A 14522-nucleotide genomic window follows, 5' to 3' on the forward strand; every position below is an offset into this window, starting at 1 on the left:
GAGGGAATTACATGCATCTTGTCGATATTTTGATTGGATTGATAATCTTTGGATACGCAGGTTATTCTTTAGTTCGTTTTACGAAAAAGGCGAAAAAGGGAAAATGTGCGACGTGTGAAGTAGAACCAACGTGTAAAACAGCTTGTGATGATGTGAACTGGGATCATGTCATCGCCGAAGCATTGAAGAAATAAAAAAACGTTCGTCTCGTCCTAAAAAAGGGATGAGGCGAACGTTTTTTTGTTTCATTAAAACGGCCAACGATCGGCAACGAATAGAAATACTTTCATTCCGAGGAAGACACCAAAAATTCCGACGATTGCGGGGAAGACAGGTGGTGCCGGGATTGGTAATTTAAGAGCGGTAAAGACGACACCACAAATGATGCCGGCAAGTAGTGATAATAAAATTTGTTGTAGCATGAGTTCCAGTCCTTTCTTCATATAAAAAAACGCTTACACTTTCATTATATGAAGATGTCTGACGTTAAACAACATTTATTTTTGAGGTGATTGTGGCTCGAACGAGATTTTATCTTCCTTTCGTTCAATGGCAATCCATTTGTGTTCGAGTGGGTTTTCGAATGATGGTTTTGATTTTAATTTGTCGTTCGTATAATGTTGAATCAAGATTTGCGATTCACATGCTTGTTTACCACGCGTGACGTAAGCGTATTCTCCATCCGCCCCTTGTTCCCGTGCTTTGATATTGTCCGCCAGTGTCATCGCGAGGCAATCCTTCAAATACTCTTTATGATCTTCATCGATGATCGGGAATAAGATTTCAATGCGTTTGCGCATATTTCGTGTCATCCAGTCGGCACTCGAACAGTAAATCAGTTCTTCTCCGTTATGGTGGAAATAAAAGATTCGTGAGTGCTCCAAGTATCGATCGACGACAGACGTGACTCTGATGTTTTCTGAAACACCTTTGATTTGTGGACGGAGACAACAGACGCCACGGACAATCAGTTCGATGCGGACACCGGCACGTGATGCTTGATAGAGCTTCGTGATGATTTCTTTTTCCGTCAAACTGTTCATCTTCGCGACGATTCGACCGTTGCCATGTTTTTTATGAAATTTGATTTCGTCATCAATCAATGATAAGAATTTTTCAAGCATCGAATTAGGGGACGTGTGGATTGCATTCCATTTCGGCTGTTCCCCGTATCCGGATAACCAGTTGAAGAAGTTTGTTGCATCTTCCGCTAATTGTTCGCGGACGGTCAATAGACCGATGTCGGTATAGAGTTTCGCCGTTGAATCGTTATAATTCCCCGTCCCGAGATGGACGAAGCGTTGAATTCGTCCTTCTTGAAGGCGGACGATCAAGGTGATCTTTGAGTGCGTCTTTAAGTCACTATACCCATAGATGACGTGAGCACCGACTTTTTCAAGTTGTTTTGCCCACTCGATGTTCTTCGCTTCGTCAAACCGGGCTTTCAGCTCGACGAGAACAGTAACCTGTTTCCCATTTTCGACGGCTGTCTTTAAAGCTTTAATGATAGGGGAGTCCCCTGAGACACGGTAAAGCGTTTGTTTGATTGCGAGTACGTTCGGATCATTAGCTGCCTGACCAATCAGACGGACGATTGGATCGAACGTATGGTACGGGTGATGTAACAAATAATCGCGTTGTAAAATCTGATCGAATAAGTTTTTCGATTGTTCGAGCGCAGGTGGTTCGACTGGCATGATCGTTTGATAGATCAAGTGGTCGTACTCGACACCGATTTGACTATAAAAGGCGAAAGCGAACGTTAAATCGATTGGACCGTCGACGGCGAAAATATCGCGATCTTGTAAGTCGAGCACGTCGCGCAACATGTTGAGTAGTTCTGTATTGATGGCATTTTTTTGAATCTCGAGACGAATCCCTACCCCCCACCGGCGTTTTTTTAATTCCTTTTCAATCAGTTTTAAAATGTCATGTGTCCCTTCTTCATGAAACGGGAGGTCGGCATTTCGCGTGATGCGAAATGGCATCGCAGACAGGACTCGATAACCTTTAAAGAGCGAATCGATGAAGGAGATAATGACATCTTCGAGTAAGATGACGGCCGTCGTCTCTTCATCGTCGACCGGTAAATCGACGAAACGCGGTAAGACGGCAGGGACTTGGACGAGCGCTAAGTTCCGCTTTGAACCATCCTCTGCTTCGAGTGCAGTCGCGATATTGAGCGACTTCGATGATAACATCGGAAAGGGGCGATAGGCATCGACTGCGACCGGCGTCAGTACAGGGAAAACTTGATCACGGAAAAACGCTTTCACATATTCGGACTGAACTTCGTTTAATTCCTCGTGCTTTAAAAAGAAAATCGACTCTTTCTTTAAAGCAGTACTAATTTCCTTGAATGCCTCATATTGCTGTTCGACGAGCTCTTTTGTTTTCGCGGCGATTGCGCGCAGTTGCTGCTTCGGCGTCAACTGCTGTTTGTTTTCCGGCTTGTTGAACCCGGCCAGGACCTCATCCTTTAATCCACCGACACGTACCATATAAAATTCGTCCAAGTTGGAGCTGAAGATTCCTAAAAACTTCAATCGTTCCATCAACGGATTTCGTGTATCTAAGACTTCTCCGAGCACACGTTCATTAAACTGGAGCCAACTGATTTCGCGATTATTAAAGTAGTCTGGAGAATCGAATTTCATGAAGTAAGACTTCCTTTCGTTTGCAGTTCAATCGACTGGTCGATGACGCGTTCGAGATGTTTCTTTTGTTTTTCGGCTTTTTCGACTTCAAATCCATAATCATGATCACCCGTATCGAGCGTCAGGAGCAGGGCTTCGTTTTCAATGTGCAGTTCGACACTGTCGACGGCGCGACGCTCCGTCACGTCGAGTGCATCGGCAAGCTTAAGAAGTGATCCAAGCAAATCGAACCGCTCGATTGATTTATCGGAAAACCAATCTTTAAATGGTTTCAAGAGTTGTTGCATCCGTTTTGACGATGAATAAGAGCTGACGAGCGCGAGCGCAAGCCGATCTTTATGCGTCATGCCTTTCAAGTCCGTATTCGTCAATAAATAAAAGGTCTGGTTCGACCGCGTATCTGGATTGATATACTGTCCGCAGTAAAGCAGACGACTCGCTGAATCAAGTAATCGTAAATCGGCGGCGCGTTCCGGAATGATGTCGAGTGAGACGAGTTGACGATATAGTGATTTAGCGAGCGTGCCGAGGTAATTCATCCGGTCGCGATTGACTTTATAATCACTTTCGAGTTGAAACAGACTTTCTTCGCGGACGTTTTCAACACGGCGTTGGTTACCTTCGTGTAAGTCGTACTCATAGACGAGTCCTTCGCGCAAACCATAGTTACTCATCACGAATTGGTCGGCCTCGATATGTAACGCGAGTTCGTGAATCGCAATCAGGGCAGGTAGGAAGATATCGACTCGATCTTTTGATAACCCTTCAATTTTCCCAAGGTGTTTTGGTGACTTGTCTTCAAGCTCGTCAACGAGTTTTCCGAGTTCTTTTGTCCGGACTTGATATTGATGGATCCCGTGAAGTGGATAATCGAGAGTCGACTGATGGATGCGGACGAAGTTTCGGGCAGAACCACCAACACCGATCAACGGCAATTTTTTTTCTTTAAGCCAAGGAATTTCAGCGAACTGCTCTTTTAAGAATTTAATCAATTTCTTTTGTTCACTTGAGGTCATCGTCTCACCGGAGATGAACTGGCGTGTCAACGTGACGGCTCCGAACGGAAAACTGTGATAGGCGACCATCTCGCGATTTTCGATCAACGTCACTTCCATCGAACCGCCGCCGATATCGACGGAATAACCATCTGTCAAGAAGGTCGAGTTAATGATGGCGAAATAGCCATAGTAGGCTTCTTGCTCGTCGGATAGGATACGCATCGAAAATGGAGTCGTCTGGTCAACGGTCTCAACGATCTCCTGGCGATTCGTGGCATTTCGAATGGCAGCTGTCGCGACGCATAACGTTTCTTCGACGTTATGCGTCAAACCGATTTCATGAAACCGTTGGAGTGTGTCAGATAAGATGTCGATGCCCGCTTGATCGAGTGCTCCGTCTTGATCGATATGAGCGGATAGTCGAGCGACCACCTTCACGTTAATTTTTTCGATGTAGCGACCTGAATCGATCGGGTGGAAGATGACGTAACGGATCGAGTTCGATCCGATGTCGATGACTGCTAATTCGTTTTTCAAAGATATCCCGACTCCTTTCACATATAGTAAACTGTTCCCGAAACGATACGGTGAGAAACGGGAGTGTATTTTTCTTTATTGTACCTTGTGACTAACTGAAAAAACGATAACGTTTAAAAAAGTTACATCAGTTGCGTCAGTCAGGGAGCGGGGCTATAATGGAAAAGTTGATAAGACGTAATTATTCCGTTTTAAAAAACGGAAGGAGTGAAGACAAATGAATGAACCGATTATTGAGATTAATCAAGTAACGTACGATTACCCGGATCGCCGTGTATTGAACAATGTGTCATTCACAGTTGAGCAAGGACAATTTCTCGCCATCGTTGGCGAAAATGGATCCGGGAAGTCGACGTTAATTAAATGTATGCTTGGGCTGTTGAACCCGAAAGGATCGATTCGCCTGTTCGGACAAAATCAGTCGAATTTCAATGACTGGTGGCGGATCAGTTATGTCTCGCAAAAGGCGGCTTCGTTTAACTCCGGTTTTCCTGTGACGGTCGCTGAAGTCGTCGAAATGGGGCTGTACGCGAAAAAAGGGTTATTTCGCCGTGTAACGAAACAAGATCGTGAAAAAGTGAAAACGGCGCTTGAGACAGTCGGCATGTGGGAGCGGCGCGACTCGAAGGTCGGTGATTTATCGGGGGGGCAACAACAACGCGTCTTTATCGCGCGTGCACTCGTCAATGATCCGGACTTGATGATTCTCGATGAACCGACAGTCGGTGTCGACCAGCGGTATGTCAAAGAATTTTATGAAATTTTAGAAGAACTACGACGTGATAAGAAGCGGACGTTTGTCCTCGTCACCCATGATATTCATTTTGTCAGTAAGCTCGTCACGGACGTCATTCATCTCGTGGACGGACGTCTTGGTTGCAACTGTGGTATTAAGGAATACTGGGAACTTGATGAGCAGACGATTCGTTCGCTTTACCCGGTACCGGGACGTGTGCTTGTCCATGAAGGGGAGGGCGTCCAGTGATTGAAGCCTTTATGACATTAAAATTTTTACAGTACGCACTCGTCGCAGCAGTCTTGATTGGGTTTACGGCACCGCTGATTGGGTCGTTCGTCGTCGTACGCCGGATGAGTCTCATCGCCGATGCCTTGTCTCACGTCACACTTGCTGGAATTGCACTCAGTCTGTTGATTTCAGGGATGGTCGCAAGTTTATCCGGTTTGAACCCTCTTTACTTAGGGATTGTGACGGCCGTCATCGCGGCGTTGACGATTGACTGGTTGCGCGCGAAATATAAACATTTTCAAGAACTTGCGATTCCGATCATCATGGCGACCGGGATGGGACTTGGGGCAATTTTTATCAGCTTGGCGAATGGGTTTTCAATGGACTTAGTGTCCTTTTTGTTCGGAACGGTCTCGGCTGTCACATTGACGGATGTCTACACCATTTTAATCGTGACGGGAATCGTTATCTTGTTCGTCATCGCTTTTTATAAGGAATTACTTTTTTTATCCTTTGATGAAGAACAGGCGCGTGTCTCGGGTATTCGTTTACGTCTTGTGCATATTTTATTTATGATTGTCGTAGCGCTCGTCATTGCAATCAGTATGCGCGTCGTCGGCATTTTACTCGTCTCTAGTTTAATCACATTACCCGTCGCAGCGGCGCTTCGTTTTGCAAAAAGTTTCAAGACGACGATTTTGTTTGCGATCCTCTTTGGTGAAGTCGCGACGGTCGCCGGGTTGATTCTTGCCTATCAATTCGATTTAGCACCTGGCGGAATGATTGTCATGCTTGCTGTTGCTGAACTCATCATCGTGATGTTAGTGGAACGGTTTTGGATTGGAGGAAAAACGCATGCAGAAACAGATCGAACAAGCGCGTGAACAAATGAAAGCTTCCGGATTTAAAGCAACGCCGAAGCGGCTTGATTTACTGGCGTATCTCTTTGAAGCGAACCGGTATGTCAGTGCTCGAGAAATCGCGGAAGAATTACGGACCTCTCATCCGTCGCTAAGTTACGATACGATTTACCGTAACTTAAACGACTTTGCGGAAATCAATATTTTAGAAACGACGGAACTTGACGGTGAAATGAAATATCGTGCTGCTTGTCAGTCGGGACAACATCATCATCATTTAATTTGTCGCGCTTGTGGAAAGACGCAAACGCTGAACGTGTGCCCGATGGAATTAATGTCACCAATCAAAGCGTCTGGTTTTGAGGTTGAAGATCATAAGTTTGAAATCTATGGTCGGTGTGCCGATTGCCAATCTGTCTGACTCAGAATAACTTCTTCTAGAGGATCATATGAGGATGAAGGGGAACAAGTTGATTTTGAACAAAACAATCAAGAAAAAGGGATTGCCATACTTAAGTGGGCAATCCCTTTTTTGGTTTCAGGATCGACTGCCTTTGTTGCATAGTTCGGTGGAAAACGGGAATAGGACGAACAGAGGTGATTGAAATGATTTATGATGCAAATGAAGCAAGACAAATTGATGAATGGGCACGGACGTCGGGGCTGCCGGTCGAAGTGCTGATGGAACGGGCCGGACAACATGTCGCGGCCGAGATGAAGCAACGGCATACCAAGACGGACCGAATTTTAATCATTTGTGGGACAGGCAACAATGGAGGGGATGGATACGTCATCGCCCGTGAGCTGATTCGAGACGACTATGACGTGACGGTCCAAGCTCCGCTTGGTCCAACCAAGACGGAGACGGCACGGCTCCATGAAACGTATGCTGAAAAATTTGGTGTCGTCGCAGAGCCACCTTGTGGACAATATGATGTGATTATCGATGCGCTCTTCGGAACAGGGTTTGATCCGAAACGAATCAATGAGGTGACGGAAAAAACCTTTGACATGGTGAAAGAACAGCGTCAGCAAGGAGCAATCGTTTATGCGATCGATGTACCAAGCGGAGTACCGTCTGATGCGGCAACCGATTTTTCTTTGGAAGCGGTTCAAGCGATGCAGACGTTTTGCCTCCACGCCTATAAACGGTCCGCCTTTTTACTGAAGACCGGACCGTTTTATGGAGATGTCGAGCTCGTCGATATCGGATTACCGAACGCAGCGGAATGGGAACTGTTCGAGGAACCGATCGACAGTTTGTTTGAACGGCAACACGATGGACATAAAGGGACCTATGGCACGGGACTTTTGATTGGCGGAAGCGAGACGATGCCGGGTTCGATTCAACTCGCGGCGCGGGCGGCTTTACGAACCGGTGTCGGAAAGTTACAGGTCGCAACAGTCGATTCAGCAAAAAATGGAATATTAATCAACGCGCCGGAAGCGATGGTGCTCAATCAGACGACGGAAACGATTCAAGCGATGCTTGATCAAGTGACGGCTGTCGGAATCGGACCGGGACTGACTTCGGATAAAGTAGCGGACTGGATTGAACTGGCTTTTACTAAAGATATTCCCGTTGTCCTCGATGCGGCGGCACTGATTCGCGAAGAGTATCCAGAACGGCGAGCCCCAATCGTTGTAACCCCACATATCGGTGAGTTTGCCCGAATGACGAACAAAGCGGTCGCAGACATTCAAGATGATTTATTTGAAGCAGCGTCGGACTATGCGATGCTCCATCAAGTGACGGTTGTTTTGAAATCGCATGTCATTTTGGTCGCTAAACCGGACGGGGGAGGATACGTCATTTCCGGGGCATCGAGTGGACTTGCAAAAGGCGGCAGCGGCGATACGCTATTTGGCTTGATAACCAGTCTGCTCGCCCAACGTGACTACCACGATCAAGGATCGGTTGAGCATTTAATCGCCATGGGAGTCGCTTGGTATGCACGGGCTTCTAAGCGGATCGAACAACGCATCCATCCAAGTAGTATCGTTGCGACGGATTTGATTGATGAATTGGCACGACGAATCTAACCTTTTCTTAGCGTAGACAAAGTGATAGTGGGAGATAAAAGCGTCTATCTTTTCGTTGCGTTCTTCGGGCGAGACGGACAAAAACGTATTTTTCCCGTAGGAGTCAATGAAAACGAAGCCTTTCAAACTGTGACGCTTTGAAGACGAGTCAAGACAGGGAAGCGCGACATGCCTTCATGCCCATCCGACTCCTCAAGTTTGTTTACACCCTAAAATCACTTCGAAAAAGAAGTGATTTTTTTTATTGACCTAGGACTGTATTACAAGTATCATACAGTCATAAGGTGTATTAGTGTTTTAATACAGTATAACGATGGAGGTGGCAACATGCCGATGCAATTCGATCAACGGAGTCCTGTCTACCTACAAGTCATCCGGTGGTTTAAAGAACGAATCGCGACGGAAGAGTTGAAACGTGGTCAGGAGATTCCTTCACGACGCGAAATCGCTGCTCAACTAGGAATCAATCCGAACACCGCTCAAAAAGCATACAAGGAAATGGAGGAACAACACTTGATTACGACTGAACGAAATGTCCCGAGTAAAATTACGATGGATCCGGAAGTTGTCTCGAAGGTCCGGGCGGAATTGTTAAATGAAGCAGTCGAACAGTTCGTGCATTCAATCCAGGCGATTCAAGTCCCGCTTGATGAAGTCGTCATGAAAATCGAACACCTATACGAAACGAAAGAACGGGGGAAAATCGATGCTTGAGGTACATGGTCTAAAAAAACGCTTTGGACGAAAACGTCCCGTCTTAAACGGTGTATCGTTTTCTGTCAAACCGGATACGTTAACGTGTTTAATCGGTTTAAACGGGGAAGGGAAATCGACGATTCTTAAAGGCATCGTCGGTCTGATTCCGATGGACGCCGGCAGTATCATCGTCGACGGGACGACGTCGCGTGAAAAAATCGCTTTTGTGCCGGATGTCCAGACGATGCCGAGCTATATGACCATCGGGGATGCGCTTACATACATGAACGATTATTATCCGGACTGGAACGAGCAGACGGCAGATGAATTGATGGCGACGTTCAAACTGCTGTCGACGGATAAAATTAATGAGCTCTCAAAAGGAAATCAGGCAAAGGTCAATTTATTACTCGGTTTTGCCCTCGATCGGCCGTATCTGTTGCTGGACGAACCGTTTGCCGGGATTGATTTGTTTACGAAAGAACAGATTGCCTGGATTTTTTCGAGTCATTATATGGAAGGGCGCGGCATCTTGATGACGACGCATGAAATCGTCGAAGTCGAGCATTTGATTGACCGTGTGATTTTTTTACAGGACGGACAAATCATTGATGAACACGATACGGAAGAAATGCGGGAAATTCACGGGAAATCCGTCCAAGACCGGATGCGGGAGGTGTATCAGCGATGAAAAAGTATTTGATGTTAACGAATGAAGAAATCAAGCGGAGCAGTAAATTGTATTTAATCGTGGTCGGTGCATTAATCGCGCTCGAACTACTGTCAGTCGTCGTCAAGACGATGTTATACGAACGAAGCATCGAGACGTTCATGCGGATGAACCAAGCCTCCGAACTCGAGGCGGTCAATTCATATGGAACATTTTCTTTTGCGGCAGCGACCTCGATTTTTGATTACATCATGATGATTGGTGTCGCGTATATCTTAGTACTTGCCTTGCAAATCTGGTACCGCGAATGGATTGGGGAATCAAAACATATCTATCGGCTCTTACTTTTACCCGGTAGCCGTGTCTCGATTTATTTTGCGAAGCTGACGACCGTCCTACTTGCGACGGTGAGTTTAATCGGTTTGCAGTGGCTGACGGTTATCGCAAGTTACGGTCTGTTTGATTGGTTGTTACCAGAATCACATAAATTACCGACCGGTCTGATTAAAGGCGGGAGTCTGCTGCAAGTATTTTATTCGATGAATATCGAGGATGTCTTCATCTTATTGATGATGTCCTGTGCCGTCATCAATCTGTTGTTTTTCATCGTCCTGATTGAGCGGTCGTTCCGAAAAACACGGGCGATGATCCAGCTGATAGCCGAAGCAATGATTTTAATCCTGCCATTCGGACTCGTAATGTATATCATGGAAGGTCCACTGTCCGGTTTATTGTTAAGAGTAGAATACATGACGTTGTATCTTGTCTTATTATCGATCGGCTTCTTCTATATCGGTTTTAGAAGCATTCGCTTAGTCCAAAACAAACTATCCGTTTAAGGGGGGAACATGATGCGACGCTTTCGATACTTAGTGGTGTTACTCGTTATCTGTCTAGTGAGTCTGACGAGTTATTATGGTTACACGGCAACGATTCAAACGGCGGACTACACCGTCAAGCACATAGAAGGAGACGTAAAGGGGACGAACCTTGCGAAACTGCATCTGATTCTGCAGTCGACAGCGAAAGGTAAAAACGTCTATTCCGATGTATCGTTGGATGGGACAGTCAAAAAAAATAACGACAATTATCTTGAAGGAATACTTGGGAACAGAGAGTTTAACCCGATTCTAAAAACAGACGCCAAGGATTTTTTACGGGCGGATGAAACGCTCAGTGAAGATGACGACTATCTGTACGGCATCCGTACGGCTGAACAAGAACTGGAATTAAAGATGTGGGATAAACAGACGAAACGGCTGACGGAAATGACACTCCCGTTTCCGTCTGCCGTCAAGACGGGGTATGGCACAGGCAGCGTACGCGTCATCGACCGGATGGACAAGACACTTTATATCCAAGTCGATGCGTACAGAAAAAATCACGAGACCAATCAATTGATGCAAGTAGACTATCAACAGAAAAAAATTAAGCCGGTGCCGCTCGCTTCACCGGCAATCAAAAAGAACGAATTCAGAAACTACTTAACGGCCGGGCCGGATCGCGTCATCTATGTACAACAATTCATGGATGAAAATAACGAGCAGGAAATTCAGGAAACGTATCTTGAAGATGACGGGAAACACGTCCGACCAATCGAGAAGTTAAATAAAACGAATCAATCCTTCATTGCGATGGGCAATGGGGAACGATTGATCGCTTATAATGAAAATGAAGAAACAAACGAACTGCAATGGACCGTCTATGACACTGCAACGAAGCAAGTGACAACGGATGCGATCAAGCTTGAAGCGGCGGAGAAAAAGATGGGATCGATTGATGAAGCATTTGCAGACAACCAGTTTTATTTCGTCTCGAAGATGAACGCGTCTGATTATCAAATTCGTGTCGTCGATATCTTGTCAGGGGACGTCATCTATGTCGGACAGATTCGCGATAAAAATCAAGTGAAGTCAAGCGCCGTCATCACCAGCTTTTTTGGATATTAAATCAAATCAGACATGTTCAACTGTGTAAAAACAGAAGAACATGTCTTTTTAAGTAAAAAATTGACACATAACGTAAGACAGGAGTATCATCAAGCGATGTCGAATAAAAAAATGACTACCTCAATGACAATCGGAAATGAAAGGAGGAGACGTATGCCGCTTAGCACGACGACTGATACCACTATCGCACAACAACACTGGATGGGAAATTTTGCGTTGTTCATGATGACAGCAGGAGCTTTGATTTTTTTAGGGACGACGGATGATGTATTACAAAATGCGTATCTTAATCGATCAACGATCATCATACTGCTTTTAGTGATCGGGATAACGACGTTTATCATTAGTCGAAGTCATATCGCGTCAAAATATCAATCGCATCTCCTCTCCATCATGTTACTGATTGTGCCGATCATCTCGATTAATTTGTTACCATATGCTGCCGTCACAGCTTGGGCAAGTTGTTTTTTATTTTTAATGATTGCCTTGATCTCGTACAACCGGATTGTGATGTGGTATACGATTGTCGTCGTACTAGCGACGAATCTGTTTATCATGTTGAATACAACGGCGACTATGGTGGAAATCGACTCTTCAGATCATGTCGCACGGCTCGGGATGATTACGATTGGAATTTGCATTGCGCTAATCATCAATCATTTACACATACGAAATTTAAGTCAATTGCACTCGCTTGCTAATCAACTTGATGAGGCCGCAAAACGTGATCCGCAAACAGAATTATTGAATATGCGTGGATTAGAAGATTTTTTTGATGATGCTAACCGTCAACATTTACTGCTCATCGGTATTCACCTTGAGAATTATTATGAATTGGCACGCTATTTTGGAGAAGACATACAAGCTCGTGTCTTGTTTGAATGTATCGAACGACTCCAATCATTACTTCCACCTTACTTAGCACTTGTGCGGATTGAAGGAGGGACGCTTGCTGTCGTCATGGAAAAACCTGAAGGTGTTTCCTGTCATGATGAGATGGAGTTACTTAGTCAAAAAATGTCTGCGCCCTATCAGATAGACCTCCATCAAATTTATGTCAATCTGTACATCGTAATTGATGACGGCGATACGTTGCAAAAAAGTTGGATGAAACGAGTTCAACAAGTGAATTCTGCGCTACAAGAATCCGTTCAAAATGATAAAAAAGTCATGTGTATCGATCAAACATGGCGCTGTGAACAAACATTACGTGTCGAAGCTGCGCGCGCCTTATCACTTGCTGAAGTCAATCGAGATTTTTATTTAGTCTATCAGCTACAGTACGATTCGAATCAACAGACCTTTGTTGGACTTGAAGCACTCGTTCGTTGGAAAACGGAGTTGTCTAAAGCGAATCAACCATCCGTCTTCATCCCGATTGCTGAAAAAAGTGACTTAATCATTCGTCTAGGCGAATGGATTTTTGAAGAAGGCTGTAAGACAAGAAAACGATTGATCGGTCTTGTGCCAGAGAATTTTACGGTATCAGTGAATGTGTCACCACGCCAATTGACGAACGAATCGTTCATGCCCTTTATTGAACGGATGCTACTTAAGTATTCGCTTAAACCGCAACAAATCAAAATCGAGATTACGGAAAGTCAGTCGCTCGATTTTGAGAGCCAGCCGATTCTTCGGGCATTACGGCGGATAAAAACACTTGATTTTCCAGTGTCGTTAGATGACTTTGGAACAGGTCATGCTTCTTACCATGTATTGGAACGGTTGTTACCTTTGCGCCAATTAAAAATACCGAAACAGTTCATTGAACAAATTGAAGAATCAGCAAAACGCCAGTCCATCCTTGAATCGATTTTCCAATTGACACGTTCGATGAATGTCGAGTGTATCGTCGAAGGGGTAGAAACAGGAGAAGAAGTTCAAATTGCGAAAGATATTGGGATTCATCTTTTTCAAGGTTACTTTTTTGCAAAACCAGTTTCGCTAACAGATATCATTCTTTTATTAGAAAGCAAAAATAAGGAAGCGATGGATTAAGTCCATGCTTCCTTATTTATCGTATAACATGAACTGGTTACGGCCGTTGTCTTTTGCAGCATAGAGCGCGGTGTCCGCTTGTTTAAAAACGATGCCGGCTGCCTGATTTTTCGCGTAGGCGACACCGGCAGAAACAGTAATCGTCAAGGCGTGGTCTTGCATGACGAACGGTGTATCGGTGACGGATTGAACGAGTTGTCTTGCGAGCCGCGTCGGTGAAACCGTAAATGTATTCGGAATGACGACGATAAACTCTTCGCCACCATAGCGGCCGACCGTGATACTATCCGGGCACTCCTGTGTGAGTAAAACGGAGAAGTGGCGTAATACAGCATCTCCGACAGCATGACCATATTGATCATTGACTGCCTTAAAGTGGTCAAGATCGAAGATGATCACACCCCAAGGTGCCTTCGCTTCTACAAGAGCCTGTACTTTTTCCATGATGACGTGACGGTTCGCGAGGCGCGTCAGTTCATCAGTCGAAGCCAAATAGGACTGGTACGCGTAAAGAACGAAGTGTCCTTGTAACATATATGAAAGATGATAAAAAAGAATCGAGGCGCCAATTGTGATTAAGAAATACGGCAAAAAAATCGTCTGCCATGCATGAGGTTGTGAAGGGCCGAGCAACATGCGTAAGAGAACTAAGGTAGAGGCTATCGTCACAATAACAGTGAAGAGTCGCCCTTTATGTTTGATGAGTTGAGCACAGAGGATGATAAGCACGGTAAATCCGGTCAGCATCACTAGAGAATTTTGTAAGGCACTAACGGATTCACCCCCACTGATGAGGACACGATACAGCAGTAAAATAATTCCTGTCGTCACAATGCTGACTGGCCCCCCGTATAGAGCGGATAGAGCGAGCGGCAGCAGTCGTAAATCAATCAAGGATCCATTGATTGAGATGGAGTTATGCATCAGTAAAATGCCGGTTAAACCATTTGCTAAACCAAAATACAAGCGCGTTGAACGCTTGGAGTCATACTGGATCGGGAGTCGATTTCGCATCAAATAAAATGTGACAGATAGTATTAAAAATATAATGCATATGTTCGTGAAAAAAATATTCAACGTCGATAACATAAAAAAATCCTTTCAGCTAATAGAAGATGACTCGAGACAAAACGTAACGAATTCATGA

General features: G+C 45.0%; 14 protein-coding genes. 10 read left to right on the top strand and 4 right to left on the bottom strand.

Translation table 11 applies throughout. The features are described from left to right. The first annotated feature begins 11 nt into the window (after nucleotides 1-11). A complete protein-coding gene (locus KNP88_RS06940; RefSeq protein WP_088836568.1) occupies nucleotides 12-194 on the top strand; it encodes a FeoB-associated Cys-rich membrane protein in 183 nt (60 codons plus the stop codon). A gap of 54 nt (nucleotides 195-248) precedes the next feature. Here KNP88_RS06940 and KNP88_RS06945 read toward each other — a convergent pair whose 3' ends face one another. The 3 genes from KNP88_RS06945 to KNP88_RS06955 all read right to left on the bottom strand — a co-directional run bounded on the left by KNP88_RS06945 (nucleotide 249) and on the right by KNP88_RS06955 (nucleotide 4192). Then, on the bottom strand, nucleotides 249-422 hold the full coding sequence (locus KNP88_RS06945; RefSeq protein WP_014969827.1) for a XapX domain-containing protein: 174 nt from the start codon (nucleotides 420-422) through the stop codon (nucleotides 249-251). A 75-nt stretch (nucleotides 423-497) separates the two neighbouring features. Next, nucleotides 498-2657, bottom strand: a complete 2160-nt coding sequence (locus tag KNP88_RS06950) for an RNA degradosome polyphosphate kinase (protein ID WP_088836569.1) — start codon at nucleotides 2655-2657, stop codon at nucleotides 498-500. Further along, nucleotides 2654-4192, bottom strand: coding sequence for a Ppx/GppA phosphatase family protein (locus KNP88_RS06955; protein WP_214893019.1), 1539 nt, complete (start codon nucleotides 4190-4192; stop codon nucleotides 2654-2656). Before KNP88_RS06955 ends, KNP88_RS06950 begins: the two co-directional genes overlap by 4 nt. Nucleotides 4193-4409: 217 nt before the next feature. Here KNP88_RS06955 and KNP88_RS06960 point away from each other — a divergent pair, with 217 nt between their 5' ends. The 9 genes from KNP88_RS06960 (at nucleotide 4410) to KNP88_RS07000 (ending at nucleotide 13375) form a co-directional block, all read left to right on the top strand. Then, nucleotides 4410-5177, top strand: a complete 768-nt coding sequence (locus KNP88_RS06960; protein ID WP_214800979.1) for a metal ABC transporter ATP-binding protein — start codon at nucleotides 4410-4412, stop codon at nucleotides 5175-5177. Further along, the gene (locus KNP88_RS06965) at nucleotides 5174-6043 is read left to right on the top strand and encodes a metal ABC transporter permease (RefSeq protein WP_353048777.1); all 870 of its coding nucleotides are present in this window, start codon (nucleotides 5174-5176) and stop codon (nucleotides 6041-6043) included. Before KNP88_RS06960 ends, KNP88_RS06965 begins: the two co-directional genes overlap by 4 nt. After that, a complete protein-coding gene (locus KNP88_RS06970) occupies nucleotides 6015-6440 on the top strand; it encodes a Fur family transcriptional regulator (RefSeq protein ID WP_029332963.1) in 426 nt (141 codons plus the stop codon). The genes KNP88_RS06965 and KNP88_RS06970 overlap by 29 nt, the downstream gene beginning before the upstream one ends. Nucleotides 6441-6625: 185 nt before the next feature. Continuing rightward, the gene (locus tag KNP88_RS06975; protein WP_214893144.1) at nucleotides 6626-8062 is read left to right on the top strand and encodes an NAD(P)H-hydrate dehydratase; all 1437 of its coding nucleotides are present in this window, start codon (nucleotides 6626-6628) and stop codon (nucleotides 8060-8062) included. Between the two features lie 327 nt (nucleotides 8063-8389). Continuing rightward, the gene (locus tag KNP88_RS06980) at nucleotides 8390-8776 is read left to right on the top strand and encodes a GntR family transcriptional regulator (protein ID WP_088836572.1); all 387 of its coding nucleotides are present in this window, start codon (nucleotides 8390-8392) and stop codon (nucleotides 8774-8776) included. Further along, nucleotides 8769-9449 (top strand): ATP-binding cassette domain-containing protein, encoded by a 681-nt coding sequence (locus tag KNP88_RS06985; protein ID WP_088836573.1) that lies wholly within the window; start codon nucleotides 8769-8771, stop codon nucleotides 9447-9449. Before KNP88_RS06980 ends, KNP88_RS06985 begins: the two co-directional genes overlap by 8 nt. Continuing rightward, a complete protein-coding gene (locus tag KNP88_RS06990) occupies nucleotides 9446-10267 on the top strand; it encodes an ABC transporter permease (protein ID WP_214893021.1) in 822 nt (273 codons plus the stop codon). The genes KNP88_RS06985 and KNP88_RS06990 overlap by 4 nt, the downstream gene beginning before the upstream one ends. 12 nt (nucleotides 10268-10279) lie before the next feature. Then, nucleotides 10280-11377 (top strand): hypothetical protein, encoded by a 1098-nt coding sequence (locus tag KNP88_RS06995; protein ID WP_214893023.1) that lies wholly within the window; start codon nucleotides 10280-10282, stop codon nucleotides 11375-11377. Nucleotides 11378-11530: 153 nt separating this feature from the next. Further along, nucleotides 11531-13375: an EAL domain-containing protein gene (locus tag KNP88_RS07000; RefSeq protein WP_214893025.1), complete on the top strand. Its 1845-nt coding sequence runs from the start codon at nucleotides 11531-11533 to the stop codon at nucleotides 13373-13375. A 12-nt stretch (nucleotides 13376-13387) separates the two neighbouring features. Here KNP88_RS07000 and KNP88_RS07005 read toward each other — a convergent pair whose 3' ends face one another. After that, a complete protein-coding gene (locus KNP88_RS07005) occupies nucleotides 13388-14464 on the bottom strand; it encodes a GGDEF domain-containing protein (protein WP_353048778.1) in 1077 nt (358 codons plus the stop codon). Nucleotides 14465-14522: the final 58 nt, after the last annotated feature.

Origin of the sequence: Exiguobacterium sp. H66 (genome assembly GCF_018618705.1) — a bacterium.
GTDB classification, from domain to species: Bacteria; Bacillota; Bacilli; order Exiguobacteriales; family Exiguobacteriaceae; genus Exiguobacterium_A; species Exiguobacterium_A oxidotolerans.

Excerpts from the sequence above, each read along its gene's own strand:
- KNP88_RS06980 (WP_088836572.1), top strand. The coding sequence starts at position 8,390 with ATGCCGATGCAATTCGATCAACGGAGTCCTGTCTACCTACAAGTCATC.
- KNP88_RS07005 (WP_353048778.1), bottom strand. The coding sequence starts at position 14,464 with ATGTTATCGACGTTGAATATTTTTTTCACGAACATATGCATTATATTT.
- KNP88_RS07000 (WP_214893025.1), top strand. The coding sequence starts at position 11,531 with ATGCCGCTTAGCACGACGACTGATACCACTATCGCACAACAACACTGG.
- KNP88_RS06985 (WP_088836573.1), top strand. The coding sequence starts at position 8,769 with ATGCTTGAGGTACATGGTCTAAAAAAACGCTTTGGACGAAAACGTCCC.
- KNP88_RS06960 (WP_214800979.1), top strand. The coding sequence starts at position 4,410 with ATGAATGAACCGATTATTGAGATTAATCAAGTAACGTACGATTACCCG.
- KNP88_RS06990 (WP_214893021.1), top strand. The coding sequence starts at position 9,446 with ATGAAAAAGTATTTGATGTTAACGAATGAAGAAATCAAGCGGAGCAGT.
- KNP88_RS06950 (WP_088836569.1), bottom strand. The coding sequence starts at position 2,657 with ATGAAATTCGATTCTCCAGACTACTTTAATAATCGCGAAATCAGTTGG.
- KNP88_RS06975 (WP_214893144.1), top strand. The coding sequence starts at position 6,626 with ATGATTTATGATGCAAATGAAGCAAGACAAATTGATGAATGGGCACGG.
- KNP88_RS06995 (WP_214893023.1), top strand. The coding sequence starts at position 10,280 with ATGCGACGCTTTCGATACTTAGTGGTGTTACTCGTTATCTGTCTAGTG.
- KNP88_RS06945 (WP_014969827.1), bottom strand. The coding sequence starts at position 422 with ATGCTACAACAAATTTTATTATCACTACTTGCCGGCATCATTTGTGGT.
- KNP88_RS06940 (WP_088836568.1), top strand. The coding sequence starts at position 12 with ATGCATCTTGTCGATATTTTGATTGGATTGATAATCTTTGGATACGCA.
- KNP88_RS06970 (WP_029332963.1), top strand. The coding sequence starts at position 6,015 with ATGCAGAAACAGATCGAACAAGCGCGTGAACAAATGAAAGCTTCCGGA.